The sequence below is a fragment of the Akkermansia sp. AE01SA01 genome (genome assembly GCF_036417395.1).
In the GTDB taxonomy this organism is placed as follows: Bacteria; Verrucomicrobiota; Verrucomicrobiia; order Verrucomicrobiales; family Akkermansiaceae; genus Akkermansia.
The window spans coordinates 2,553,376-2,579,054 of record NZ_CP143890.1; the positions used below are offsets into that span (position 1 = coordinate 2,553,376).

Consider the following 25,679-nt stretch of genomic DNA (forward strand, 5'->3'; position numbering starts at 1 on the left):
CGGTGCACAGGCTCAGAAGACGCAAACACCTGGCGGAACCGCCCGCGCTATCCGGAGTCAACCAGCTCGGGAAAGCTCTGGGTTGTGTCTCCCTGTGCCTGTGGGTCATCATTGCCACCATCTTCTGGTCCGGATCGGACACGATGGCGTTCATGACTTCCCTGCCCCTCTGGGCATGCTGCCTCATGTTCGCCTTCCCGGCGCTTATTGCGTGGCTGGTCTTCGGCTCGCGCATCGGCCTTCTGGGCGTCATTGTCTGGGTTGCCTACGGCATCATGACTACGGACTTTCTCCAGCCGATCTCCAGAACCGGCATGGAGTATTACAAAATGCCCCCATCCCCCGACAACCGCCATATAAGAATACTCACCTTGTACGGCGCATGCGGGGAGAACCCGCCCATTGAACAGATATCCAAGCTCCGGGCGGATGTCATCTTCCTCCAGGGCTGCAGCAACCACAACCGCACGCTCAAATTCGCCTACAGCATCTTCGGCCGCACCGCCCATATCAAGCAGATAGGAAGTTGCGCCATTATCGTCCGCCACGGACAAATGGGACCGGTACACAGCATCACAGACACGGCAGGTCTCATCGTGGACTGGATTCCGGAAAGCTCATCCCTGGCGATACGGCTGATCAATCTCAGCCTGGATCCCTTTGAACACCGTTTTGACCTGTACTCCCCCGCCTGTTGGAAGTACTTCCATACCCTCCGCTTTGTCCACCGCAAACAAATCCAGTACCTGTTCGACACTCTCCGGGAAGTGGGGGTTCAGGGAGGGGAACTACCCATCATTCTGGCGGGGAACTTTAATGCGGCGCCTCAATCCCCCATTTTTGTAAAATTCAACAAGGACTTTCAGGACTGCTTCAAACTCAAAGGGGCCGGATACGGCGCCACGCAGCCCGTGGATTTTCCCCTGCTCCGTCTGGACCGCGTCTTCTGCACGCATCCACTCCGTCCGGAACGGGCCTGCACCGTCCTTGTTCCGGACACGTTCAGACGTTCCATTCTGGCGGATATATCCATGCCGTAATCTCCGCGCCCTGTTTCGGAAAGGGAGAGAAAATCCCTATAATACCTTCAAGGCGCGGGAAATGGCCGGAAACAGTTGTTTCTTGCGGCTGACTACGTCCTTGGCGGCAAACAGGTTGGGACCCAGGCGCTCGTACTCTATGTGCTCCAGCACTTCCTCATCACCGACCGCCAGCAGCATGGAATCATGTGTGACGATATCCGTTACCAACAGGCAGGCCAGCTTCAAATCCTCTTCCTTTTCAAGCTTCCGGAGTTCATCCAGCAAATCTTCCTGAACCTCCTTCAGGCCGTACATGCCAATTTCCTCAATCTGGGAAATGCTGATCTTGTGGCCATATTCGGTAAATGTCTTGCGGTCTGCCTGCACAATGGCGGTGGGAGCCGTTTTGGAACGCAGCAGGGAGCCGGTGGCAAAAAACTCTTCTGTAAACTTCTTGGCGTCTATCCTAGCAATTCCGGTGAGCCATTCCAGCATTTCCCGGTCCGCCCGGGCAGTAGTGGGAGAAGTCAGGTTCAGCGTGTCCGATAAAATGCCGGCGCACAGACAGATGGCCGTGGACCGGGAAGGCTCCGCATCGCGATGATAGAACCTCCGCGCCACCAGGGTGGAGGTGGAACCCACCGGCTCATTCAGAAAACGGATGGGATCGCGCGTAGAAAGCTGGGTCCCCAGGCGGTGATGGTCCATTACCTCCACGATTTCCGCTTCTTCCACACCCTTGACGGCCTGAGAAAACTCGTTATGATCCACCAGGGCCACACGCGTACGGGGCGGATCGACAAGATCCGTCTTGCTCAGGACGCCGATCATCTTGTTTGTTCTCACGCTCATTACCGGAAACAGGGCCTGCTTGCGCTTGACGGCGGCCTGCCGCAGTTCCGGGAGAGGCATATTCTCGGGAAACACCGCATAATCCGTGTGAACCTGTTCCCTGACCTTCCGGGAACAGCGGATCAACTGGCCGACACTGGCCGTATCCCAAGGTGTGCTCAGAATGCAGGTCCCCGTGGCTTGGGCGGTTTCAATAATATCCAAGGAGGGAGAGGAACCCGCCGTCGTCACCAGGGCGCGCACTCCGTGTTCCACCGCGTACAACTGCACATTCGGACGGTCTCCGCAAATCACCACCAGGTCCTGCACGATTCCCTTCCGCTTGTAATTGGCCAGCCTCGTCCGCACGCTCGGTTCGCTGGAAGCGCCCACCAGCAGGATATTCTGGGTCTCTTCCTCGCTCAGCGTCTCTCCGGTCAGGCACTTGCCGTCAATGGTTCCAGCAATGTTGCTCAGGCTGGAAAAGACGGACCGTACATTCATCTCCGTCATGTTCAGCGGCATCAGGAGGCTCAACAAGTCAAAATAACGCAGCAGGCCATGTAGATTGCGGTCCGCATCAATCACCGGAATAGTCTGGAGGGAATTTTCCGTCATTCTGCGGTATGCCGTCAAAAACGTATCATCCGGGCTCACGCTGATCACATCCCGTCGGCAAATCGTCCCGGCAGTGGGCGTCACGTCGTGAATCAACACAGGTTCCGGCACTCCGGCCTTCTCCAACACCCATGAAGTCCTCAGCGTCATCTCTCCGCACCGGGCGGCTATGGCATCAGGTTCTCCGTGAGTTCTCAAAAACTCCGCATTTCCTATGGCGGAGCAGATGGCGTCCGTATCCGGATTCTGGTGCCCGATCACGTAAATGGGCCTTCTCTCTGTTTGCTCCGGAATCATTTTTCGTTTCCTCCTTGCAGGTTAATCGATGTTCAGCCGGACGGGCACCACCACCTTGGAAGCTATGGGCACGCCATCCTTTTCTGCCGGATAAAAAGTCCAATTCTCCTTCACCCAGCGCATGAAAAGGCGGTCCAATTCCGCCTTTCCGGTAGACTGGAGGAGATTGACAGATGTAGGTTCGCCACGGGCATTTACCCCCACCACGACTTTCACCACGGCATTCACCTTGCCCACCCTAGAGGAATTTACGGAACCGGGCAAGGACGGAGCATGTTTATAACGCACCTTTTTGTCCGGAGTGACATTCTCATCCGGCACGGCGTGTCCGGCAACGGGAACCACCGGTTTTTTCACGGCAGGGCGGGGTTTTACCTCCCTCATGTTGATCTGCATGGCGACCAGTTCCTCCGGCAGAAATTCGCTTTCCGGGACATCGGGACGGATATCCTCCACATCCGGCGAATGTTCATGGTCCGGCAGTTCCACGGCGAGAAGGTCTTCATCCGTGGCGATGGCCGGAACGGAACTGACGGTTGGCGGAGCAACCGCAGGGTCCACGGGAACGGGGCTCACCTCATTCACTTCTTCAAGCACCTTATCGGATGGAGCCACGAACTCCATGACAATTTCTCCCTTCTGGATGGAAGGAAGCCACCATTCCTGATAATGGATGGCCACCAGCACGGCGCACAAGGCTACCTGAACGCCCACAGCCACCCCCAGAGCAATCAATATTGCAGATTTGGAGGAGGAACGAGGCTTGAGCCTCACAATCCGGGGATTTTCATCCATAAGCAGTGGGCAAAGGGCAAATGCCTTTTTAATATAACAGACACAGCCCCTTTGACAAGCAGCAGCCCAGCCATACGCAGGACGTTACCATTTTGTTATCTTCGTGAAAAATGAACATACTCACGGGAATCAATAGCCCAAAGCCTCACGGATACGGGCGGCAAACGTCTGCGCCTTTTCCGCAAAGCCCAATTCCGGATTCTGGTACATGATACCGCGGGACACGTTGATCAGGGGAGGCGCCGCATGGCCGGAACCGCTCAGGCTGGAAAGATCGCCTCCCTGGGCGCCCAGTCCGGGAATCAACAGAGGAGCGTCCGGGATGCGCGCCAAAATGTCGGAATCGGCATTGGTCAGACCCACCACCATGCCTACGGACGTTTTGCGGTCTTCCTGCATGGACCGCCGCACCATGTCTCCCACCAGCTCATACACCTTGCGGCCGTCCGACAGCTCCCGGCGTTCGATGTCGGAAGAACCGGGATTGGACGTAACCGTCAGCAAATAAATGCCCTTGCCTTCGTAATCCAGAAAAGGTTCCAAAGTATCATACCCCATGAAGGGGCTCAGCGTAACGGCATCCACACCCAAGCGTTCAAAATAGGCTTGTGCATAATACTTCTGGGTCTCTCCGATGTCGCCGCGCTTGACGTCCAGCACCACGGGAACGTCATCCGGCATATCAGGCAGCAATTCTTCCAGCATTTCCAGACCGCGCAGTCCCATGGCCTCGAAATAGGCAATATTCGGCTTGAACGCGGCCGCATAAGGAGCGGTTTCCTCCACCACCTTCCGCAGCAGGACCGGAACAGCCTGCAAATCATCCATGACAGGGCGCGGATCCAGGCCCACGCACAACGCGGAACCGGTCTTTTCAATGCGGGCGGCAAGTTTATCCGTAAAAGAAATGCTCATGGGCGAATTAAATCACGGCAGCCACGGGCAGGCAAGCCCCAACGGAACTCCTGCCAAACGCAGAAGAACGGCAGATACGGCTTTCCCAGACCGTTCTCCCATGCTATGTTCCGGCCATATGCCGCACACTGACGTTCCCGCCGGGCAGCCCCCCCTTTCCTGCCTGGAAAAGCCTCTGCCCCTGGACGGATTCCGGGGAACCCCAGAAGAAATAGAACAACAATGGTACGACCAGGTCTATCTGGGTTCCGGAGACAGAATTAAGCAGCTTACCTGGAGAGCCGTCATCGTCGGAATGCTTCTGGGCTCCATCCTCTCCCTCACCAATCTGTACGCCAACCTCAAGATGGGCTGGTCCTTCGGCGTAGCACTGACGGCGGGCATCATTTCATTTGCCCTCTGGAACGCCTTTGTCCGCCTGGGAATTTCCAAATCTCCCATGACCATTCTGGAAAACACCTGCATGCAGTCCGCCGCCAGCTCCGCGGGCTACTCCACGGGCGGCACGCTTACATCGGCCGTAGCCGCCCTTCTCCTGCTCACCGGACAGCACATGCCCCTGGGAGTCACTTTTGCCTGGATCTTCTTTATCGCCGTATTGGGCGTCACGATGGCCATTCCGATGAAACGCCAGATGATCAACATTGAGCAAATCAAGTTCCCGGACAGCATCGCCACGGCGGAGACGCTCAAAGTCCTCTATTCGGAAGGGAAAAAGGCGGCCGGACAGGCCAAGGCCCTGCTTTACTCCGCACTGTTTGCCTCCGCCAATGCCATCGCCATGGCCCTGGGCGGGGAAAAATGGCTGGGAACTGTCCAACAGCATATCCTGGGAAACTGGTACCAGAGAACCATTTTCTTCAAATGGGACCTCATGTTTGTGGGTGCAGGCGCACTGGTGGGCATGAAAACCTCCCTCAGCCTTTTCATCGGGGGTACCGTCTGCTGGGCTCTGTACGTTCCGTGGCTGGAAAGCCAGGGCCTGCTTGCCGCTGGAGCCGGCTACCGCGACAGCGTTGGATGGACGCTGTGGGGAGGCACCGCATGCATGGTCGTAGCCAGCATCGTGGCCTTCCTCTTCCAATGGAAAAGCATTGCACGCTCCTTCTCTTCCCTGGGAGCCATGTTCTCCATGAACAAAAAGCGCCATCTGACGGATGTGGAAAAAATAGAAACGCCCATGACCTGGTTCCTGGCCGGGCAGATCATCTCCCTCATCGCGCTCAGCTACCTGGCCTACACTACCTTTGACGTTCCCTACTGGATGAGCTGCCTCGCCGTTTTCATCTCCTTCTTTCTGGCGCTTGTCGTATGCCGGATTACAGGGGAAGCCAACATCACACCCACCGGAGCCATGGGAAAAGTCACTCAGTTGATCTTCGGAGGAATTGCGCCCGGCCACGTTACGGCCAACCTTATGGCGGCCAATATTACTTCCGGAGCCTCCAGCTCTTCGGCCGACCTGCTCGTGGACCTCAAGGTAGGATATCTGCTGGGAGCCAACCCCCGCAAGCAATTCATTGCTCAATTCTCCGGCATCTTTCTGGGAACGCTAGTCTCCGTGCTGGCGTTCCGCTCCCTGGTGCCGGACGTGGATGCCCTCCAGGCTTTCAATGCACCGGGGGCCAGGACATGGGCGGCAACGGCGGAAGCCCTCGGCATGGGATTCAGCCATCTGCACAGCATCAAGGTTCTTTCCATCATTGCAGGCGGCATTCTCGGTCTGGTTCTTGTGCTTGTTCCCCGCTACTTTCCCGCTGTGGGGAAATGGCTGCCTACCCCCATCGGCTTCGGCCTTGCGTGGGCCATTCAATGGAATGACTCGTTCCTCTTCTTTGCCGGAGCCGTCCTCGGCTGGGCGGCAGACCATCTCTTCCGGTCCAAATCCAGGGAATATAAAATCCCCACCGCCTCCGGCATCATTGCCGGGGCGGCCCTGACAGGCATGGCCATCCTGATGTTCAGCATCTACCAGTCCGCCCGCTGATACATCCTTCCAGCCCCATGCATCGGGTTCCGGGAAAAACATTTCCCGGAGCCTGAATCAAACAAACCTTGAACCGGCATTCAATTCCCGTTCTTCTTCAGAATCATTTCTCCCTGGGAATCCGCTCCGGACGCGCCGCTCACCTCCGCTTTCAGCATATAGGAATCCAGATTGGTGCGGTACGTCTTTAAAACAAGCGTGTAGGAATTCCCGTTATTCTCCACGCCGGTCCACCCTTCGTGAACATCCGCAGCCACTTCCCGGTCACCTTCGTACAATTTGACGGAATGAATCTTCAAGGCACTGGGGCCTCCCTTCCACTGGAACGTGGCTGTGTAAGTGCCCGGAGCATCCACCCGGTCCGTTACATCGAACCGCAACGGGGAACCCTGTTTCAAATCCCAGGCGAGTCCCGAGGAATACTTCTCGTCCCGACACAGCGAGTCGAGCACTTTCTGCCGGGCTTTCATCACCCGGTTGGCTACCGCCAGAACATCTCCGGACGGAGCAACCGGATACACCTTGCCATTGCCGGCGAATGCCAGTTCCTCTTGAATCGTCTTATCCATGAAAGAAGCATCCGCAGCAGCACGGTCCTTCTTCCCGGTCAGCAATTCCAACTGGGACTCAAAAAAATTCTTCCACCGGGGCAGATAAAAATCGACTACCAATCCGGCCCACTGACGGTTCGAGTAATCGTTCAGTGCCCTGGGCGCCTGGTCGATCCACGTTGTCAGCAACATCTTGGCGGAACGATCCATCAGGGCTTTCTCCTGGCGGGTTTCCCCCAAATTCAGCGCCTTTTCTTGCCAGGTCCCCAGCAGGAACTGCCTGTCCGTCGCCAGAACCGCATCCATATCCGTGATCAGGGACAGAAAAACCTGTACCTGTTTTTTGTAGCCGGAAACATCCCTCGCATCAAAAGCGGCCCGAACCCGCTGAAGCTGGTAAAAGGCGGCATCGGCAAGCACTTGGCGGACCAGGTCTACCAGATCATAGCGGAATGTCTCTTCTTTCACCAGCGACGGCTGTTCATTGGCTGCCTTCAAATAATCGCGCGCCGCGCTGACGATATCCCCCAGACGATAATATCTTTCCCCGCTGGACCAGGTGGAAGCCTTGCGGACATTCCAGGCCGGACGGGCGCAGACAATGGACTCCGTGCATCCCTCCTGGGAACGGACGGGACTGTAAATGGAGGAAGAGAGGACTCCCAAGGCATGGACAACTGATTCCGGAGCCTTGCCGTAGCGCTGAAGAGCATATTGCCGGAGCCATTCCTTGACCGGGATATCCTCCAGGGTCCACAGGCGGTCGCAAAACAGGGCATAATGAAGAGGATTTGTTTCAAGACCTTCGGACAAAACTCCCATGCCCGTCAATCCCTTGCCCATGTGTGCGGATAAATCGCTTCCCAACCGCGACAACAGGGGAATGCCTCCGTACATTCCCGTATTGCCGCCGAAATTGGACAACTCGCACCAGACCCAGGGAATGCCGTCAAAGGTCCTTAAATTCTTTCCTCCGTCGGCCATATCCTTGGTCAACTGCAAAACCAGCGCATGCTTCGGATCCATGCCATTCAACAATTCGCGGGAAGGATTGCCTCCCCATGCCTGAATCACCCACGTAGAACCGGGAGAAGCCTTCTGCATGGCCTTCTGGACGGCCTCCGCCGCCTGTGTCACATTGATATTCCCCTTGCTCCCCCCTTCGTGAAACAGATCGCCGCCGAACATTTTTCCGGAAATACCATACACCTTGCGAAGGGAACGATACCAATTCTCCGCCAGCTTGGGAAATGCCTCGCACGTCGGATCGACAATCCAGGGACGCTTGAAATTGACCCATTCCCCCTGCGGAATTAACTTCAATCCTTTCATCCGGACATTCTCCGCAAAATCCGCGGGAACAAACCCCACATACCCCTGGAGGACGGGAGTCATGCCCAGTTGCTCCATGCGGGACACGATCCGTTTCCCCAACTGCGCCATCCTATCAATCTGTCTCTGGGTGAGCGGACCGCCGTGCCCCTCCAGATTACCCATGTTCCACCAGGCGGCAAACGCCGGATTGGGAATAAAGCGGATGGCCTTGTCCCTGGGATATCCCAGGCCGATCAAAAAATCTTCCCAGGTCTTCTCCAATCCGGCCGTCACCAAGGCATGGGTGAAACCGTTCAAAGCCAGAAAATCAATTTCCTGCTGCCACCTCTTCCAGTCCCAGAAAGCCGCCGTGTAAGACAAGGTGCAATAATTGTAGGCAAAAACAGTCTTCCAGGGAGACTCAATCGTAACAGGTCTTGCAGGAGCCGGCAATGGGGAAGGCAGGGCAAGCCGGTTGCCGTTCCACGACAAATGAACCTTGGCAATATTTTTCAAATACCAGCCATAGCCGGCTATCAGGCGCCGCACGTCGGAAGCCTCCACCCGAATGGAGCCTGGGGCCCCGGAAATCGTGATCCTGTTTTGTAAGGCGGGATTGAGCTTGAATGACACAGCACCTTTGGCGGAGGGAGTCACACGCTCCACCACTCCTTCCGCCGCCGCTACCGGAGAAACATCCGCCGGAGCCGCCAAAATTACAGGAGCGGCAGCCAATCCCAAAATGGAACAAATGGAAGCATAGCGTGAAATCATGGTAATGACTATACATTCAGCACCGTACCCCGTCTTTCAAAATCAATCCTCAAAGTGAGAAAAATTCCGGCATCTTTTACTTTATCTTGTTTTCCAGTGGTGCCTTAAGTTCCGTGGTTCTTTTCAACTGTTCGTTACAATTCTTTCATGGACGTATTGGATCTTATGGCTTTCATGGCCAAAGAGGGCAAAGAGGGTATAATAGACAGAGAATGTTTGAATTTTTGTTCCTTAAGTCTCCTGAGGCCACTCTGTCCATTACATCCATTACATCCATTACATCCATTACGTCCATTGAGTTCTTTAAGTGTTTTTTTTCAATAGTAGTTTAGTTGTATTTTCAAGAAAAGATCAAGCCCCTGGAGTTGTTTAAACTTCAGGGGCTTGAGGTAAAAAATCCCGGCGGCGACCTACTCTTGCGGGACCTATCGTCCGACTACCATTGGCGCGGCAGCGTTTCACTTCCGGGTTCGGAACGGGACCGGGTGGGACCACTGCGCTCTGGCCACCGGGCTTCAGGGGGAAGAGTTTTTATTGATCTTCATCCTGCCTGCCCGGGAGCCCTTGGGGGCTTTGAGGGGGATTTTTTAAGGGTTGTTGTGTGTGTGGCTAAGAAGATTTCCTCTCGTTACGAGGGGAAGGAATCAGCGTAAACTGACATCTGCGTGGCTGGTGGTGTTTAAATCATGCATATGGTGAATAGGACATTTGGTAAGTTGTATTCACGATTGGGAGTGTGATGTAATATGATGAAGTCTATCGGTGATTAGTATCGCTTGGCTCAATACATTGCTGCACTTACACCTGCGACCTATCGACGTGGTGGTCTTCCACGAACCTATAGGGAAAACTCATCTTGGGATGGGCTTGGCGCTTAGATGCTTTCAGCGCTTATCCCTTCCGCACTTAGCTACTCGGCCATGCACTTGACAGTACAACCGATGCACCAGTGGTGCGTCAGACCCGGTCCTCTCGTACTAAGGTCTGAACCCCTCAATTTTCCAACGCCCACAGAGGATAGAGGACCGAACTGTCTCGCGACGTTCTGAACCCAGCTCGCGTGCCGCTTTAACCGGCGAACAGCCGGACCCTTGGGACCTTCTCCAGCCCCAGGATGCGACGAGCCGACATCGAGGTGCCAAACCACGCCGTCGATATGAACTCTTGGGCGTGATCAGCCTGTTATCCCTAAGGTACCTTTTATCCGTTGAGCGACGGCAATTCCACTTTCTACCGCCGGATCACTTGGGCCTGCTTTCGCATCTGCTCGACTTGTTGGTCTCACAGTTAGGCGGGCTTATGCCCATGCACTCGACACCCGGTTGCCAACCGGGCTGAGCCCACCTTCGCGCTCCTCCGTTACTCTTTGGGAGGATACCGCCCCAGTAAAACTGACCGGCTGACACGGTCCTCTGGCCGGATTCACGGCTCAGGGTTAGATCCTCCAGTTTCAAAGGGTGGTGTCTCATTGATGACTCGGATGCCCCCTAAAGGGCATCTTCAGCGTCTCCCACTTACTCTGAGCATTAAAACCGAAGAAACAATGACAGCTTACAGTTAAGGTCTATAGGGTCTTTCCGTCCTTCTGCGGGTAGGCGGCATCTTCACCGCCACTACAATTTCACTGAGCGCCTGGTTGAGACAGTGCCCAACTCGTTTCACGATTCGTGCAGGTCGGAACTTACCCGACAAGGAATTTCGCTACCTTAGGACCGTTATAGTTACGGCCGACATTCACCGGGACTTGGGTTTAGAGCTTCGCCTTGCGGCTAACCCCTTGCCTTAATCTTTCGGCATTGGTCACGTGTCACACCCTATACTTCGACTTGCGTCTTTGCAGAGTGCTGTGTTTTTGATAAACAGTCGGTTGGGCCATTTCTCTGCGGCCTGCATCGCTGCAGGCACCCCTTCTTCCGAAGTTACGGGGCTAATTTGCCGAGTTCCTTAACCAGGTTTCACTCTTACGCCTTGGTATATTCTACCCACCCACCTGTGTCGGTTTGCGGTACGGGTCGCTTAGCATACGCTGGGGCTTTTCTTGGCACTCGATCCAATGATGCGCTGAGTCCGTGGACTCAACTCGGAATTCAATAACCTAGTCATCTTTTCTCATGCGTCCCCCCAGTTTAAGGGTCGCGAGCTCAGGATTATTAACCTGATGTCCATCGCCTACGCCTCTCGGCCTCGGCTTAGGTCCCGGCTAACCCAGGGACGAAACACGTTGCCCTGGAAACCTCGGGTTTACGGCGGCCGGGGATTTCACCCGGCTTTACGTTACTCATGTCTGCATACTCACTTGCATGCGCTCCAGGGTCAGTCGCCATCACCCTTCAATGCGCATGCAACGCTCTTCTACCACTCTGCCTTGCGGCAAAGTCCAGAGCTTCGGTATAACGCTTGATCGCCAATCATTTTCGGCGCAGGATCACTCGATGAGTAAGCTATTACGCATTTTTTAAATGGTGGCTGCTTCTAAGCCAACATCCTCACTGTCTGTGTAATCCCACATCCTTTCCACTGAGCGTTATTTAGGCACCTTAGCTGCTGGTCTGGGTTGTTTCCCTCTCGACAATGAAGCTTATCCCCCACTGTCTCACTGCCACGTTCCATTGCACGGTATTCGGAGTTTGATAAGGTTTGGTAAGCGGGTGTGCCCCCTAGCCTTGTCAGTGCTCTACCCCCGCGCATCAGCACGTGACGCTGCACCTAAATGCATTTCGAAGAGAACCAGCTATCACGGGGTTTGATTAGCCTTTCACTCCTACCCTCAGCTCATCAGAGAACTTTTCAACGTTCACCTGTTCGGTCCTCCACATGGTTTTACCCATGCTTCAACCTGGCCAAGGGTAGGTCACCTCCGCTTCGGGTCCAGTACCTGCGACTTGATTCGCCCTATTCGGACTTGCTTTCGCTGCGACTCCGGGCCGGAAGCCCTTAGTCTTGCCACAAACACTGACTCGCAGACTCATTAAACAAAAGGCACGCCATCGCAGATCGCTCTGCTCTGACACTTTGTAGACATACGGTTTCAGGTTCTATTTCACTCCGCTCACAGCGGTTCTTTTCACCTTTCCCTCGCGGTACTTGTTCACTATCGGTCGCCAACTAGTATTTAGCCTTGCGCGGTGGTCCGCGCGGATTCATACATCGTTCCACGTGTGATGTATTACTCAGGATACCACTAATTCCCACTCTGGATTTCGTCTACAGGGCTTTCACCTTCTATGGCCAGCCTTTCCAGGCTGTTCTACTATCCAGTATGGTCGAATATGTCGTGGTCCTACAACCCCGAAGGAGTACCTTCGGTTTGGGCTCCATCCGCTTTCGCTCGCCACTACTTACGGAATCGATTTCTCTTTCTTTTCCTCCGCTTACTGAGATGTTTCACTTCAGCGGGTTTCGCGTTTCATACCCTATGTATTCAGGTATGAACGATCGAGTATTGCCTCGATCAGGTTACCCCATTCGGATACCCCCGGATCATCGCTTGCTTGCAGCTTCCCGAGGTTTTTCGCAGACTTGCCGCGTCCTTCTTCGCCTGTTGGCACCAAGGCATTCACCGTACGCCCTTACTTACTTCATCATATTGCAAAAGCTTGTTACCACTTCCACAATACCACAAAGCCCTTTCGTGACTTACTGTATTGTCTTTTTATCTTGGTATGCATGTTTTATGTTGTGTATTGTAGTTGTTTTTCAACTACCCACTTTGTTGGAAAGCGATTGCTTCTCAGCAATCGTTTTCTTTGCCACGCAGATGTCAATTTTCGTCTTCCTTCCAATAATCAATTTTTTGGTGGGCCTGACAGGACTTGAACCTGTGACCCCGCGCTTATCAAGCGCGTGCTCTAACCAACTGAGCTACAGGCCCGGCTTGGGTCTCTTGCGAGACAGTTACCAAAGACTAAAGATTAGTTACCAAAGTCTTTTGTTTCTGTCCCTCTTTACCGAAACTGGTGGAGGCACGGGGACTCGAACCCCGGACATCCAGCTTGCAAAGCTGGCGCTCTACCAACTGAGCTATACCCCCAGTTGCGGTTCTTTCAGAAAAAAAGGCCGTGACGCACGTCGTACCGGCTCCGCTCAAAGGCGAGCCTGCTTTACACATCTTGTTTAGTTCGTTGCGCTCCCTCGCGAGATACGCTTTCTCATCCCTCAAGACGAGAACCGACCTATGCAGTCAATGCTGCACTTACTCCATAGAAAGGAGGTGATCCAGCCGCAGGTTCCCCTACGGCTACCTTGTTACGACTTCATCCCAGTTACCAGTCTCACCTTAGGACCCTGCCTCCTTGCGGTTGGCTTCAGATACTTCGGGTGCGACCGGCTTCCATGATGTGACGGGCGGTGTGTACAAGACCCGGGAACGTATTCACGGCGCCGTAGCTGATGCGCCATTACTAGCGATTCCGGCTTCGTGTAGGCGGGTTGCAGCCTACAGTCCGAACTGGGCCCAGTTTTCAGGATTTCCTCCGCCTCGCGGCTTCGGCCCCCTCTGTACTGGGCATTGTAGTACGTGTGCAGCCCTGGGCATAAGGGCCATACTGACCTGACGTCGTCCCCACCTTCCTCCCAGTTGATCTGGGCAGTCTCGCCAGAGTCCCCACCTTGACGTGCTGGTAACTGGCAACAGGGGTTGCGCTCGTTGCTGGACTTAACCAAACATCTCACGACACGAGCTGACGACGGCCATGCAGCACCTGTGTAACGCCTCCGAAGAGTCGCATGCTTTCACATGTTGTTCATTACATGTCAAGCCCAGGTAAGGTTCTTCGCGTTGCATCGAATTAAGCCACATACTCCACCGCTTGTGCGGGTCCCCGTCAATTTCTTTGAGTTTTAATCTTGCGACCGTACTCCCCAGGCGGCACGCTTAACGCGTTAGCTCCGGCACGCAGGGGGTCGATTCCCCGCACACCAAGCGTGCACCGTTTACTGCCAGGACTACAGGGGTATCTAATCCCTTTCGCTCCCCTGGCCTTCGTGCCTCAGCGTCAGTTAATGTCCAGGAACCCGCCTTCGCCACGAGTGTTCCTCTCGATATCTACGCATTTCACTGCTACACCGAGAATTCCGGTTCCCCCTCCATTACTCTAGTCTCGCAGTATCATGTGCAATCCAGGGGTTGAGCCCCTGCCTTTCACACACGACTTACGAAACAGCCTACGCACGCTTTACGCCCAGTGATTCCGAACAACGCTTGAGACCTCTGTATTACCGCGGCTGCTGGCACAGAGTTAGCCGTCTCTTCCTCTTGTGGTACTATCTTTTTAATTTGCTCCCACATGACAGGGGTTTACAATCCGAAGACCTTCATTCCCCCACGCGGCGTCGCACCATCAGGGTTGCCCCCATTGTGAATGATTCTCGACTGCTGCCACCCGTAGGTGTCTGGACCGTGTCTCAGTTCCAGTGTGGCCGGACATCCTCTCAGACCGGCTACCCGTCATCGCCTTGGTGAGCCGTTACCTCACCAACTAACTAATAGGCCGCGAGCCCATCTCCTAGCGCATTGCTGCTTTGATCTTTCAATCGTATGCGGTATTAATCCCGGTTTCCCAGGGCTATCCCCCACTAAGAGGCAGGTTACTCACGTGTTACTCACCCGTGCGCCACTAGAGAATTATTAGCAAGCTAGCAATTCTCCCGTTCGACTTGCATGTCTTATCCACGCCGCCAGCGTTCGTTCTGAGCCAGAATCAAACTCTCCATCAAATATAATTTTTGAAATTGCTGGACCAAATGGAATCTCTCGATTTCATTTGCGCCATGCTTCGCAAGCTCTTCACTCGGGTTTGTCTCCCTCGTGCCTCTTCGCTTATTCCAGCACGGCGCGCGTCACGACCTTTTTTCCTTCCCTTGCTTCTACCAACCCTACCCTCTCAGAGCTAGGTCGCTCCTTCAGACCGCTTACCCATCGGCGATTCTCATCGCTCAAAGGACGGCCCTGCGTAGGCTTCGGTAGTCATTCCCTTGAAAATCTTCTTATCGGCGCTCTCTTTAAAAAAGCTTCCTGCAGACGGCCAGCCTTCCTTCCCAAAACCCATCTGCAGGGTTCCCAGGGCCGTGGGCCTTTCGTTCTGCCGCCGTGTTGGCGTGCCGAGAAGTCTACTAAAACCAACCCATTTGTCAATATATTTTGAAAATGTTTTCGAATTGTTTTTCAAAAATTTTAAAACTCATTGATTATAGGCATTTTAAAAATTCACATTTCCCCATAAAAAAGCCCCCTTTCACAGGGAAAGAGGGTAAAATGTTTCAGCAGGCTTAAATTTCCTTCTGTTTTTTCTTCATGGCTGCATATTGATGGACCAGCGGCAATTCACGGAATGCTTTCAGGGCATCCTCTTTTGCCTGCGCATAGTCTTTTTTGTCCATGGCCATTTCCATCATGACTTGGTAACAAGCGGCATTGTAGCCGCCATCACCGCGAGTATTGGCATCCCGCATGATCTGCAAGGCGCGCCGGGAAGCGTCGTAGCTGTTCTCCTGCATTTCATCCAAGTTTCTATAGATTTTCAACGTGTAAGAGGCCAGGGTGTCTTCCTGAGGAAAGCGGGCAAGCATCTTGTCCAGAATATCAACCGCCTTACGGTAATCCTTTTCCTTGACTGCCTGTCCGGCACGCATTTCAGCTACTGTGGAAGAGAAGGAGGGATTGTCGGAAAAACGCTCTGCATTTTCTTCCAGCAATTTGATGTAATCCTCATATTTTTTCTGTTTGCGGAGCTCAAAGGACTTTTTGTACACACCCTCAAGCTCCTGGTCGTATGCCTGGCGTTTGGCAAGCTCTTCAGTCAGTTTATCTTTGTCAAGCGTATCCCTGGCCGCCAAGTCCGCTACCCAGGAAGGCATTCTCTTGATTTCTCCAGCCCATACAACCACACCGTCACGAATGGCGGCAGACGACGGAAAGTATTGAAGTTTAAGAGAGTTAAAAAGGTCCATTACAGAGTCATCGGAAGGAACCCCAACAGGATAGGGAGACCACATGCCGGGACGTTCCAGGCACTCCTTCACTTGTTCCTTGTTCAACGGTCTCACCGACAGTACCAGTACTTTGACATTAGGGTGATCCAAAAGCCCGTATTTCTTCAAGACAATATCCAGCGTATTGGCGGGAATATCCCCTACTAGCTTTCCATCCTTCGAAAAGGCTCGCCAGAAGTCGATAAAAACAGTTTTCCCGGCAGGAAGCCCCGCCAGGCCCGGATGATTGAACCAGGTTTGCTTTTTCAAGAGAGGCGTATAAAAGGAATCTTCCTGAACCGCTTCTATTTCCTGCATCTTGCGAGGCGGTTCCGGCCTGATCCCCTCCGTCGCACGGTCCAACAAGGACTGGAGCGTTTCCTTATCCCCCGTCTGTTCCTGCAGCCTTGCCCATGCTTTTCCCAAAGATGAAAGCGTAATGGCTTTTTCCATATACTCCAGAGCCTCCTTTCTCTTGCCCTGCTTTTCCCGTAATTCCGCCATCATGCGCCACGGAAGAGATGCCTCCTTGTTTCCCTTTTTCGAGATTTCAATGCAGCGGCGCAAGCACCGTTCTACCAGCGCGGCATCCAATTTATCAGATGGCATGGTGTCTGCTTGCAGCAAGCTACCGGCCACATTGATCTGCACACGGTAATTATCTGAATATTCTTCCGTCAGGTCATTCAGGACCAATTGTGCTTCATCATATTTTCCCTGTTTCAGCAGAACATTGAAAGGTATGGTTTTCAAATAAATCAGCCTGTCCTGTGAAAATTGATTCGATTCCTGAATCTGCTTTAAAAGGGGATCAGCCCCCTGTCTGCCATTTTTTTGGACAAGCTGGTTGACCATCTGCCTCGTCTGCAGGAAAATCTTGTTTTCCTTATCTCTCGCATCCGCTGTTTCGACCGGCAGGGAGGCCGCTGAGAAGTCCGGCTTCAACATAGCCGTCAGCATTTCTTCCGAAAGCTTTAAGGGATGCCCCCGCCAGATGAGTTTTCCGTTTTTAATGGCAAAAACATGTGGAATTCCATTTACTTCCAGAGGATCCAGCCATTTTGCCTTGGTGCGCTTTCCATCCAGGTCCACGGCCATGGTATAAGTGAGGGGAGTCGGCCTGTTTTTCAGAAATTCCTTCAGGTTTTCCGGAGATTTGCGATCCATCACGTTTACCCCGATGATCTGCAGGTTTGGATTTCCCTTGAGCACCTGGTGCAGATGTTCCATATGAGGCATGGCAGCAAGACAGGGACCGCACCAGGTTGCCCAGAATTCAAAAATATACACTTTGTCCTTTTCCCATTTTTTCACGGGATCACCTTGGAGCCACACTTCCGGAATTCCATCCAGAAGCATTTCAGGCAAAGCTTCCGCCGCGGCGGCAGTTTTATCTTCTTTTTTTTCAGAAGAGCCAGCCATTGAAGGCATACCCGCAGTCATCGCAAAAACTGCGGAACAGCCCAAAACAAGCAGATTAAAATTCAACATGGTAAAACCATACTCCCGGAACCAGCCGCGTCAAGATTATAGAAGAGGATTTCCAGTCGGATGGCAAAACAAGATTCATTTCTCCCCGCAGCAGGAAAATTTATGCGGCGCCGGAGTACTGGAGAAGAGAAAAAATGCTAAGCATGAGCTTTTTCCCCCGAGGGCAGAAAATGTCAATTTCCAGCATCCACATTTTTTTGAATTTCATTGGTTTTAAGAAAAAAAATTTACCTTTTAGGATAATCAAAGACAATATTATTTTCCAAAAGAGAAAACACATTAGAAAGGTCTTGCCAGATTTTTCTGAATGCGAAAAATGCGCGCATGGATGATATGAAGTCCAGCATCAGGAAGTTTCTGGCCCTCACAAAAATGACTAGGGATGAATTCGCCGATCTTTGCGGCGTAAGCAAAAGCCAGGTTGACAAGTGGCTATCCACCGTACCCATCCCTGCTGCACGACAACGTCTCATTGACAGAATCATGAAGGAAGAGTACGCCAAACACGCTCGTGCAGCTCAGATCAAAAATCCAAACAGCATCCATGTTCCGGTAACTCCACAGCGATATGAAAAGTTCAGATCGGAAGCGGAAAGACATGGATTAACCGTACCGGAATGGGCCAGTGAAGCTTTGGACGCACTTTCCAACATCAAGTGCAAAAGGTAGGAAGCCGGCCCGGACGCTCAACCCAATCATATGGAAAGGAAGAATGGAGAGCTGAATATTCAGTGCCCAACCTGCACGCAATTACCAAATCCCCAGTAATTTCATGTCAGACGACGAAATACGCGCTACAGTCAGGGAATGGCTTCAATGCCAGCATTGTAAGTCCTATCAACTGGCCGGGGAAATAGGAATCCGCCCTCAGACGTTTTACGCCCAGATGAGCGTACGCAAAATATCCGATAATACCAAAAGAGCGCTCGCCCGGATTATTCCGGCGCTGATGTCCGAGCCCGATTTGCGCCTGTCGTCTTTTCCGGATAGAAACGACCCCGAACGCCTCAAAGTCAAGGAGTGGCTCAAAGCTCATGGTAAAACGCGGCAGTGGTTGGCGAAACAATGCCGGGTTTCCGTTCGGACCGTGCATACTTGGTTTTCAGCCAGCGGAAGAATTCCAGCCACGCAGTCCCTGTTTATTGAGAAGCTGATGCAGGAAAATGTTTCGCGACCTATGTCCCCGCATGCGTTTTCCGTCAATTTTTCCGAGGCGGAGATGTCCATCATCCATAAATTCCAGAAACTCCATCCCGGCATAGACCTGAACACGTACGGCATGTACAAGATTCTGGAATTATGTATCCACACACTTTTACAGGACGAACACAGCCGCCCCGAATTCGTGCCGGCCTCTTCCAGCATTCCGGGAAATTGCCTTCAGACGGCTGAAAGACCTTTTCCCGCAGGGAGACAGAACGCGGGCATGCTCCATAAAAGGCAAACCCCGCAAGCTTGCGGCTTACGAGGTTCATAATGGCACGTCCAACAGGATTCGAACCTGTGACCCACTGCTTAGAAGGCAGTTGCTCTATCCAACTGAGCTATGGACGCATGGCGTGGAAGGAGAGTAGCAAAGATGCTCTCGGCTTGGCAAGCCCGTATCCATAAAAAACGGCGTTCCGGCTGCCGTTCAGGCATTATTCGGAAAAGACATGCCCGCAAGTTCCTGTCCGAATTTTCCCACCAGAGGTTCCTGATGGGAGAACATCCGCTCTCTTTCCTCTGGCTCCGTGTCGATGTAACCGTGCAGATGCAACAGGCCATGCACCATGTACCGGAAGAGTTCCCGGCAAACGGGTTCGTTGTATTCCACCGCCTGGCGAACGGCGGTATCATAGCTGACGACGATTTCTCCAAGTCCGTCTCCATGAGGGAAGGTGATGACGTCCGTTTCAGAGGGATCATCCAGAAAACGGGCATGCACATCCCGGATGGAGTCATCATCCACGATACTTATTTCCACTTCCTCCAGACCGGAGAGGACAGGAACAGGGCCTTCCGGCAAGGCCAGTACGGCAGGCAGGCAATTATTCAGGGCCAAAGACAGGGATCCCATGACGGCAGGCGGAATGCGCCCTTCCTCCAAATGACTGTAAAGCTCAAGATGCGGGTTCATCCTTTTCCTCTTTCCCTGGCTTTTCCTCTTCCGGTTTTTCAGCATTTTTCGCGCCGACGGCGTCATCCGGCAATTCCATGATGCCGGGAGAAGATTCGCCTTCTTGCGTCTTTCCTTCCTGTTTCTCGGAATCTTCCTGCTCGGGAGTTTTCGAGTTTTTTTCTATTTTTGCTTCCGGACTATGGGCAGGGGAAGGATACGCAATACGGTTGTGATGGATGCTTTTCAGCGTCTGAATGAAACTATTCCGGATTTTCTTAAGGTCTCCGAAGGTAAGACCGCTGTCATCCAAATGACCGTCCACTACTCTCTGCTTGAGCAGGTCATCCACTTTTTTCTGCATTTCCTCGCAGGAAACCCTGCCCATGGAGCGCGTAGCGCTTTCCACAATATCCGCCAGGCTGACGATGCCCGTCTCCTTGCTTTGCGGATTCGGTCCCTTGTAGCGGAAGTTGGATTCCACCACTTCCGGAACATCATCCGGAGAGGCGAGTCCGCTTTCCACCCTGCTCAGGATTTCGTCACGGTATTGAAGGGCTTTCCGATAGAAGAAGTATGCCAGGGATGTGCCGTGGTGCTGTTCGATGGCATCCACCAAAGGCCGCGGCAGGTTGTTGGCCCTGGCCATTTCCACACCGTCACTGACATGGTCAATGATGATGCGGGCGCTCATGCTGGGCGTGAGTTCATCATGGGGATTGGGGCCGTCCATGATGTTTTCAATAAAATAAAGGGGATTCTGCACCTTGCCGATGTCATGGTAGTAGGCCGCCACCCGGCATTCGATGGGGTTGGCACCGATGGCCTCGGCCGCAGCTTCCGCAAGCTGGGCAACCATCAGGCAATGGTGGAAGGTTCCCGGCGCCTCCATTTGCAGACGCTTCATGAGGGGACGGTTCATATCCGCCATTTCCAGCCAGGAGATGGGAGTGATGATTTTAAAGACACCCTCTATGATGGGAAGCACCCCGCTGATCAGCACGCTGGTGAGCATGCTGATGCCGAAGGATACCGCTACGCATACCAGTACGCCCACCAGGTCGGAATCCCACGCCTGGAGGTTGACCACTCCCATGATGCAGCTCAGCACCATGATGAGCAATCCTACAAAGAATCCCGCCCGCAACAATTGGGCACGATTTCTCAAGTTGTGCGTAAGAAGTACCGTGAGCATGCCGGACAGGGAACTCAAGATCCAGAACTGGACCTGTTTTTCCGGCATGTATTGCTCAGGCAGTATAAAGAAGCCGCCGAGCATGCAGATGCTGATGGTGGCGAACATTCCCAGCAGCGGCCCCAGAAGCACCGTCACAATCAGCGGAGCCATCATGTAAGGCAGGTAGAGAAGCTCATTGCCTATGTCGGACGTGATGCCCGACGTCACGTGACGAATAAGTCCGAAGAAGAGCAATTGCACCAGAACAGTGCCCCAGGTAACTACAAAAGTTTTATTTTTTTTGCGCTGGGACCCGGCACAGAGCCAATACATGGGCATTAATGCCAGCGTCACGGAAAAAAGCAGAAAAGCCTCGGAAACATGGTGCCACAAGGACCTGCCCCAATGCGGACTGTAACTGCCCATCCATTGCAGGATAATGAAAACCAGGACGCACAAGGCAACGGAAACCACGGGATTGGAATCCAGGCGGTCGCCCGGGGTATGCTGAACTCCGGCAACCGTTTCCGGTCCCTTGCCTTCTTCCGCCGCGGCGTTTTTTTTCAAAAGATGAAACATGATTGATTATTTGGGGTACACTTCCGAGATTTCCGGAATGGTACCCAGTTTGGCCATCTCCTCTTCAATGAGGGGATTGACACCCGTATGCACCATTTCCATGGAAACGCGCAAGGCATTGCGGATGGCTACGGGGGAGGAACTGCCGTGCGCGATGATGGTGACGCCCTTCACTCCCAGCAGGGGGCTGCCGCCTACGGCATCCGCAGAGAGGCGCGTCTTCATGGCCCGGAACGCCCCGGACGCACAGGCCGCTCCCATCATCCGGAGGGGATTCGCCTGGAGTTCCATTTTAAGCCATTTGCCAAATGCCTTGGCCGTGGCTTCACAGGTTTTCAGCAGAACATTGCCGGTAAATCCGTCCGTCAGAACTACGTCTATTTCGTGCTCAAAGAGATCGTGGCCTTCCACATTGCCCACAAATTCAAAGGGGAGCACGCCGCGCTCCTCCAGATGCTTCAGCAATGCAAAAGTGCCTTTGGTGAAATCCGTTCCTTTTTCATCCTCGGACCCGTTGCTCATGATACCCACTTTCGGCACGGGCTTGCCATAAACGGTGCGTGCCAGAATGCCGGCCATAACGGCATATCCCACCAGATGCCGGGGCTTGGCATCCGGGTTGGCGCCGGTGTCCGTCACATTACAGACTCCGAATTCATTGGGAAGCTGCGTCACGATTCCGGCGCGTTCCACTCCGTTGAGCAGACGGAGCTTAATGGTGGCGGCCGCTACGGCCGCTCCCGTGTTGCCGGCGCTGACAACAGCACCCGCATCCCCTGATTTGACAAGATCCACGGAGACGGACATGGAAGAGTTTTTCTTCTGCCGGACGGCCATCAGACCGGATTCATTCATTTCCACTACTTCCGCCGCGGGCACGATCTCCACACGCGGGCCGGACAAGCCCCAGCGGTCGCAGGAATTGCGCACCATATCCTCCCTGCCTACGAGATAGATTTTTTCAATGAGGGGGAAGTCCTGCAGGGCCCGTTTCGCCCCATCCATGTTAATATCGGGCGCATTGTCGCCGCCCATCACATCCAGTGCAATCTTCATACGTATTTGTTGAAGAAATATGTTAGCAGAAAAACACTCCGCTTCAAGCAAGTTCAGCCGCTTTGCGAAGCAAAAGCGGCTGAGGGTTCAAAATTATTACGCCGCGGTACGGCGGAAAATTTTTTAAAGTTGTTCAGGATCGCAGGCTCAGGCTTCCGCCTTCACCACGATTTCCTTGCCGGAACGAGTCGTGTAGGTGCCGCAACTCGGACAAGCGGTATGACCGGGGATGCTGCTGCCGCAATTCTGGCATTTGCGAAGCTTCGGAGCACGCCATGCCTGGGCGGCAAGGCGGGTACGCTGCTTCATCTTGGACGTTCTGCGCTTTGGTGCTGCCATAATTTTAGTTGGTAAAAAGGTGATTAATGCTGGTCCCCCAGTTCATTGAGGGCGTCCCACACGCCGCTGTTTTCAATCGGGGCAGGACTGTTTACACCCGTTTGCCCCTGTTTGTCCACTCCAAAATATGGAGTTTTCGCCATACAGTCGTTTTCCATGCCGCCGTCCGCACATTTCGGGTATGCAGGAAAGTCCAGCACGATTTCTTCCCTCATGGCATCAGATACATCTACAACCGTTTGATTGTCAATTTCAAAAGAAGATGCAAAATCCTCCACTTCCACCACGTAGTCAAAGTGACCCAGGCAGCGGACGCAACGGAATTTGAAGGGAGCGGAAATTTTTCCTCTCACGAACAGTTCATTTTCAAACCTCTGAACCTGCAAGTCAAAGGCAAGCGGCCCGATGGACGTGACTTCTTCATCATCTATGCCGAAGATTTCCGAATCCAGCTCCCCGCTGTATTTTTTCCCCGCTTCCGGCAAATTCTCAAGTTCTACCAGCAATCTTTTCATAAATGCATCTTACAGGCTGATTCCGTACCTGACAAGCAGACAGGGCGGCACGCGCATCCGCAGAAGCAGGAATGACACGTGCGCTCCGGCGTCCGGAAAGAGAGAAAGTTCCTGCGGCCTAGCCGGGAGGCCATTCCAGCTTTCTCCCGGCCAGGATGTGCATGTGCAAATGCGGAACGGCCTCTCCGGCGTCGGGGCCGTTATTGATAACGAGACGAAAGCCGGATTCATCAATACCCAGGCTGCGGGCGATTTTGCCTGCGGCCAGCATCATGTGGCCCAGCAGGGCACCATCCCCTTCATCGGCCAGGGACAGGCGTGGAATGGGCTTGCGGGGAACGAGCAGCAGATGCGTGGGAGCCTGGGGACCGATGTCCCGGAAGCAGACGCACTGATCGTCCTGATAGACAATGTCCGCAGGAATTTCCCCGGCACAGATTTTTTCAAACAGGGTGGAAGACATGGCATCAAAAAGAAGTCGTCAGGTTGTTTACCATTTTGCAGGGGGTTTGAACAGATTATTCCCTGGCGGCGGAGGCCCGGCGCAGGCGGTCCATGATGGCGCGGCCCAGTCCCGCTTCCGGAACGGGTTCCGCCACAATGACGTCAATGGCCCCGTTTTCGTCCATTTGCCTCATGAGGGCGAACAGGCGTACGGCGGCTTCCGCCAGACGGCCGCTGCCGGGGCTCATGGCCACCACCTCAGCCCAGTTTCCCTCCTGGGCCAGGTCGGACGTGCCTTCGTAGGAAAGCAGGCCGTAGCGCACTCCCTCCACAGGCGTGAACTCCATGCCGGGCTCCAGCAAAATCATGGGCTTGCGCGGTGCGTAATGGCTGGCGAGCTGGCCGGGAGCATCTGCCGGGGCGGCTTCCGACACGGGACTGGAAGAGGGCTTGCGGCGGATAATCTTCACCATGTTCCTGAACTGTTCCCTGGTGACGGGTCCTTCACGGAGCAATTCCAGGGCAGGCTTTCCCTTGTCGTCCATCATGGGCCGCACGATGGTGCTTTCCAGTCCTTCGGAACAGGCACCGGCATCCAGGATCATTTCAATGCTGCCGCCCAGCTCCTTTTCCACCGCAGAGGCGGAAGTAGGGCTAATGTGGCCGAACCTGTTGGCGCTGGGCGCTGCTACGGGCCTCCCCAGAGCCTTGGCCACGCCGCGCATCACCGGATGGGCGCTTACCCGTACGGCCACCGTAGGCAACCCGCTGGTGACGATGTCCGGAATAATATCCGCTTTCGGCAAAACCATGGTCAAAGGCCCCGGCCAGAATTTGGATGCCAGGGTGTGCACCAGTTCCCGAAGTTCTTCGGGAATGTTCGTGTATTTCTCGATTTCTTTCCCATGATGCACATGAATGATGAGCGGGTCGAAAGAAGGGCGTCCCTTGACTTCAAAAATTTTAGCCACCGCATCGGGATTCAGGGCATCCGCCCCCAGGCCGTAAACGGTTTCCGTGGGAATCCCCACCAGAGCACCCGCCGCCAGCGCTTCAGCCGCGTGGACATACAGCTTGCGGTTGTCTGAAAGGGGATCCACCTCGAATATGTCGGTTTGCATGGCCCTATCCTTGCCTGAAGGATGCTCCTGCGTCAAGCCAGACATCATCCTCTGCCCTTCCTACGGGCCGGAAAAGGGCATACGGCTAAAAAGTTGTTTTCTCAAGCGGGCGGATTGAGTACACTTGGGGTATGAAGGACCCGGTGCGCCCCCCCCTGCCTAACATCATCCTGATCGGGCTGATGGGGTGCGGCAAAACGACCATCGGGAAGGAATTGCATCGGGAAACGAATCTGCGCTTTACAGATACGGACCAACTGATCGAGCAGCAGGCGGGCATGAGCATTCCGCAGATTTTCAAGACTCACGGAGAATCCCACTTCCGTGACCTGGAAACCGGCGTCCTGCGCCAAATGCAGTCCGGCAGCAGCCACAGCCGCATCATTTCCACAGGCGGCGGCATCACCATCCGCCCGGAGAACCGGAAACTGCTGAAGGAACTGGGGTTCGTGGTCTGGCTTCATACGGATGTGAATACTCTGTACCAGCGCATTTCCCGCTGTTCCAACCGCCCACTGCTGCAAGCTCCGGACCCCAGGGGGGTGCTTGCACGTCTTATGGACGAACGTCTTCCCTTTTATCAGGAAACGGCCCATCTCACCATAGATACGGCCAACCTCCACATTCACGAGATCACTTTCGGCATCCTTGAATCCGCCCGGGTGTTCCGTTCACGCTGATACGGTTGCGTATTCCTTTTCTGTGAGCTTCCCCCAGGGGCTTTCCCTCCTTTTGCAAGAAACAACAAAAGGCGATCCTCACAGGAGGAACGCCTTCAGGGAAAGC

General features: G+C 53.9%; 19 protein-coding genes, 3 tRNA genes and 3 rRNA genes. 6 read left to right on the top strand and 19 right to left on the bottom strand.

From position 1 onward, the window contains the following. The first annotated feature begins 2 nt into the window (after positions 1-2). Complete coding sequence (locus tag V3C19_RS10290) at positions 3-1,040, top strand: endonuclease/exonuclease/phosphatase family protein (RefSeq protein WP_130084904.1); 1,038 nt, start codon at positions 3-5, stop codon at positions 1,038-1,040. A 36-nt stretch (positions 1,041-1,076) separates the two neighbouring features. Here the strand turns inward: V3C19_RS10290 and V3C19_RS10295 are convergent, their stop codons facing one another. The 3 genes from V3C19_RS10295 to pyrF all read right to left on the bottom strand — a co-directional run bounded on the left by V3C19_RS10295 (position 1,077) and on the right by pyrF (position 4,478). Continuing rightward, entirely contained in the window at positions 1,077-2,768 is a 1,692-nt protein-coding gene (locus V3C19_RS10295) for a putative manganese-dependent inorganic diphosphatase (RefSeq protein WP_130084905.1), read from the bottom strand. 21 nt (positions 2,769-2,789) lie between these two features. Continuing rightward, positions 2,790-3,563: a TonB family protein gene (locus V3C19_RS10300; protein WP_295876971.1), complete on the bottom strand. Its 774-nt coding sequence runs from the start codon at positions 3,561-3,563 to the stop codon at positions 2,790-2,792. A 129-nt stretch (positions 3,564-3,692) separates the two neighbouring features. Further along, on the bottom strand, positions 3,693-4,478 hold the full coding sequence (gene pyrF / locus V3C19_RS10305) for an orotidine-5'-phosphate decarboxylase (RefSeq protein WP_295876974.1): 786 nt from the start codon (positions 4,476-4,478) through the stop codon (positions 3,693-3,695). Between the two features lie 118 nt (positions 4,479-4,596). Between pyrF and V3C19_RS10310 the strand changes: the two genes are divergently transcribed. Then, positions 4,597-6,465 carry an OPT family oligopeptide transporter gene (locus tag V3C19_RS10310; protein WP_295876977.1) on the top strand — a complete coding sequence of 623 codons (1,869 nt, stop codon included), beginning with the start codon at positions 4,597-4,599 and terminating at the stop codon, positions 6,463-6,465. A gap of 80 nt (positions 6,466-6,545) precedes the next feature. On the opposite strand, the gene V3C19_RS10315 is transcribed toward V3C19_RS10310, so the two are convergent. The 8 genes from V3C19_RS10315 to V3C19_RS10350 all read right to left on the bottom strand — a co-directional run bounded on the left by V3C19_RS10315 (position 6,546) and on the right by V3C19_RS10350 (position 17,312). Then, positions 6,546-9,104: an alpha-N-acetylglucosaminidase gene (locus V3C19_RS10315; protein WP_295934538.1), complete on the bottom strand. Its 2,559-nt coding sequence runs from the start codon at positions 9,102-9,104 to the stop codon at positions 6,546-6,548. A gap of 397 nt (positions 9,105-9,501) precedes the next feature. Further along, a 5S ribosomal RNA gene (rrf, locus tag V3C19_RS10320) occupies positions 9,502-9,617 on the bottom strand. 233 nt (positions 9,618-9,850) lie between these two features. Continuing rightward, positions 9,851-12,687 (bottom strand): 23S ribosomal RNA (locus V3C19_RS10325). 211 nt (positions 12,688-12,898) lie between these two features. Then, positions 12,899-12,975: transfer RNA gene (locus V3C19_RS10330), tRNA-Ile, on the bottom strand. An 83-nt stretch (positions 12,976-13,058) separates the two neighbouring features. Continuing rightward, a tRNA-Ala gene (locus V3C19_RS10335) sits at positions 13,059-13,134 on the bottom strand. Between the two features lie 173 nt (positions 13,135-13,307). Then, positions 13,308-14,819: ribosomal RNA gene (locus V3C19_RS10340) — 16S ribosomal RNA — on the bottom strand. Together the 16S, 23S and 5S rRNA genes with 2 tRNA genes alongside form the textbook arrangement of a ribosomal RNA operon. Positions 14,820-15,031: 212 nt before the next feature. After that, entirely contained in the window at positions 15,032-15,271 is a 240-nt protein-coding gene (locus tag V3C19_RS10345) for a hypothetical protein (RefSeq protein ID WP_330937086.1), read from the bottom strand. 100 nt (positions 15,272-15,371) lie between these two features. Further along, positions 15,372-17,312, bottom strand: a complete 1,941-nt coding sequence (locus tag V3C19_RS10350; RefSeq protein ID WP_330937087.1) for a hypothetical protein — start codon at positions 17,310-17,312, stop codon at positions 15,372-15,374. Here V3C19_RS10350 and V3C19_RS10355 point away from each other — a divergent pair. The 3 genes from V3C19_RS10355 to V3C19_RS10365 all read left to right on the top strand — a co-directional run bounded on the left by V3C19_RS10355 (position 17,311) and on the right by V3C19_RS10365 (position 19,041). Continuing rightward, a complete protein-coding gene (locus tag V3C19_RS10355; RefSeq protein ID WP_162532032.1) occupies positions 17,311-17,781 on the top strand; it encodes a hypothetical protein in 471 nt (156 codons plus the stop codon). The genes V3C19_RS10350 and V3C19_RS10355 overlap by 2 nt on opposite strands. Before the next feature lie 107 nt (positions 17,782-17,888). Further along, positions 17,889-18,233, top strand: a complete 345-nt coding sequence (locus tag V3C19_RS10360) for a hypothetical protein (RefSeq protein ID WP_149873760.1) — start codon at positions 17,889-17,891, stop codon at positions 18,231-18,233. 103 nt (positions 18,234-18,336) lie between these two features. Then, entirely contained in the window at positions 18,337-19,041 is a 705-nt protein-coding gene (locus V3C19_RS10365) for a hypothetical protein (RefSeq protein WP_295934712.1), read from the top strand. Here V3C19_RS10365 and V3C19_RS10370 read toward each other — a convergent pair. From V3C19_RS10370 to V3C19_RS10405, 8 genes are all read right to left on the bottom strand, one after another. Next, positions 19,042-19,118: transfer RNA gene (locus V3C19_RS10370), tRNA-Arg, on the bottom strand. A 79-nt stretch (positions 19,119-19,197) separates the two neighbouring features. After that, positions 19,198-19,683, bottom strand: a complete 486-nt coding sequence (gene ybeY, locus V3C19_RS10375; protein ID WP_295934714.1) for an rRNA maturation RNase YbeY — start codon at positions 19,681-19,683, stop codon at positions 19,198-19,200. Continuing rightward, a complete protein-coding gene (locus tag V3C19_RS10380) occupies positions 19,667-21,418 on the bottom strand; it encodes an HDIG domain-containing metalloprotein (protein ID WP_130083141.1) in 1,752 nt (583 codons plus the stop codon). Before V3C19_RS10380 ends, ybeY begins: the two co-directional genes overlap by 17 nt. A 6-nt stretch (positions 21,419-21,424) precedes the next feature. Further along, positions 21,425-22,474 carry a phosphate acyltransferase PlsX gene (plsX, locus tag V3C19_RS10385; RefSeq protein ID WP_295934716.1) on the bottom strand — a complete coding sequence of 350 codons (1,050 nt, stop codon included), beginning with the start codon at positions 22,472-22,474 and terminating at the stop codon, positions 21,425-21,427. A gap of 147 nt (positions 22,475-22,621) precedes the next feature. Continuing rightward, positions 22,622-22,813, bottom strand: coding sequence for a 50S ribosomal protein L32 (rpmF, locus tag V3C19_RS10390; RefSeq protein ID WP_067570795.1), 192 nt, complete (start codon positions 22,811-22,813; stop codon positions 22,622-22,624). A gap of 23 nt (positions 22,814-22,836) precedes the next feature. Beyond that, positions 22,837-23,328: a hypothetical protein gene (locus V3C19_RS10395; protein WP_130083143.1), complete on the bottom strand. Its 492-nt coding sequence runs from the start codon at positions 23,326-23,328 to the stop codon at positions 22,837-22,839. 118 nt (positions 23,329-23,446) lie between these two features. Next, positions 23,447-23,791: a histidine triad nucleotide-binding protein gene (locus tag V3C19_RS10400; protein ID WP_295934718.1), complete on the bottom strand. Its 345-nt coding sequence runs from the start codon at positions 23,789-23,791 to the stop codon at positions 23,447-23,449. Positions 23,792-23,846: 55 nt separating this feature from the next. Next, the gene (locus V3C19_RS10405; protein WP_295934720.1) at positions 23,847-24,893 is read right to left on the bottom strand and encodes an L-threonylcarbamoyladenylate synthase; all 1,047 of its coding nucleotides are present in this window, start codon (positions 24,891-24,893) and stop codon (positions 23,847-23,849) included. 131 nt (positions 24,894-25,024) lie between these two features. Here V3C19_RS10405 and V3C19_RS10410 point away from each other — a divergent pair, with 131 nt between their 5' ends. Continuing rightward, a complete protein-coding gene (locus V3C19_RS10410; RefSeq protein ID WP_295934722.1) occupies positions 25,025-25,573 on the top strand; it encodes a shikimate kinase in 549 nt (182 codons plus the stop codon). Positions 25,574-25,679: the final 106 nt, after the last annotated feature.

Coding starts and splice junctions, on each gene's coding strand:
- V3C19_RS10295 (WP_130084905.1), bottom strand. CDS start 2,768: ATGATTCCGGAGCAAACAGAGAGAAGGCCCATTTACGTGATCGGGCAC.
- V3C19_RS10315 (WP_295934538.1), bottom strand. CDS start 9,104: ATGATTTCACGCTATGCTTCCATTTGTTCCATTTTGGGATTGGCTGCC.
- V3C19_RS10310 (WP_295876977.1), top strand. CDS start 4,597: ATGCCGCACACTGACGTTCCCGCCGGGCAGCCCCCCCTTTCCTGCCTG.
- V3C19_RS10405 (WP_295934720.1), bottom strand. CDS start 24,893: ATGCAAACCGACATATTCGAGGTGGATCCCCTTTCAGACAACCGCAAG.
- V3C19_RS10300 (WP_295876971.1), bottom strand. CDS start 3,563: ATGGATGAAAATCCCCGGATTGTGAGGCTCAAGCCTCGTTCCTCCTCC.
- V3C19_RS10360 (WP_149873760.1), top strand. CDS start 17,889: ATGGATGATATGAAGTCCAGCATCAGGAAGTTTCTGGCCCTCACAAAA.
- plsX (WP_295934716.1), bottom strand. CDS start 22,474: ATGAAGATTGCACTGGATGTGATGGGCGGCGACAATGCGCCCGATATT.
- V3C19_RS10355 (WP_162532032.1), top strand. CDS start 17,311: ATGGCAGCAAGACAGGGACCGCACCAGGTTGCCCAGAATTCAAAAATA.
- V3C19_RS10410 (WP_295934722.1), top strand. CDS start 25,025: ATGAAGGACCCGGTGCGCCCCCCCCTGCCTAACATCATCCTGATCGGG.
- ybeY (WP_295934714.1), bottom strand. CDS start 19,683: ATGAACCCGCATCTTGAGCTTTACAGTCATTTGGAGGAAGGGCGCATT.
- pyrF (WP_295876974.1), bottom strand. CDS start 4,478: ATGAGCATTTCTTTTACGGATAAACTTGCCGCCCGCATTGAAAAGACC.
- V3C19_RS10395 (WP_130083143.1), bottom strand. CDS start 23,328: ATGAAAAGATTGCTGGTAGAACTTGAGAATTTGCCGGAAGCGGGGAAA.
- V3C19_RS10380 (WP_130083141.1), bottom strand. CDS start 21,418: ATGTTTCATCTTTTGAAAAAAAACGCCGCGGCGGAAGAAGGCAAGGGA.
- V3C19_RS10400 (WP_295934718.1), bottom strand. CDS start 23,791: ATGTCTTCCACCCTGTTTGAAAAAATCTGTGCCGGGGAAATTCCTGCG.
- rpmF (WP_067570795.1), bottom strand. CDS start 22,813: ATGGCAGCACCAAAGCGCAGAACGTCCAAGATGAAGCAGCGTACCCGC.
- V3C19_RS10365 (WP_295934712.1), top strand. CDS start 18,337: ATGTCAGACGACGAAATACGCGCTACAGTCAGGGAATGGCTTCAATGC.
- V3C19_RS10350 (WP_330937087.1), bottom strand. CDS start 17,312: ATGCCTCATATGGAACATCTGCACCAGGTGCTCAAGGGAAATCCAAAC.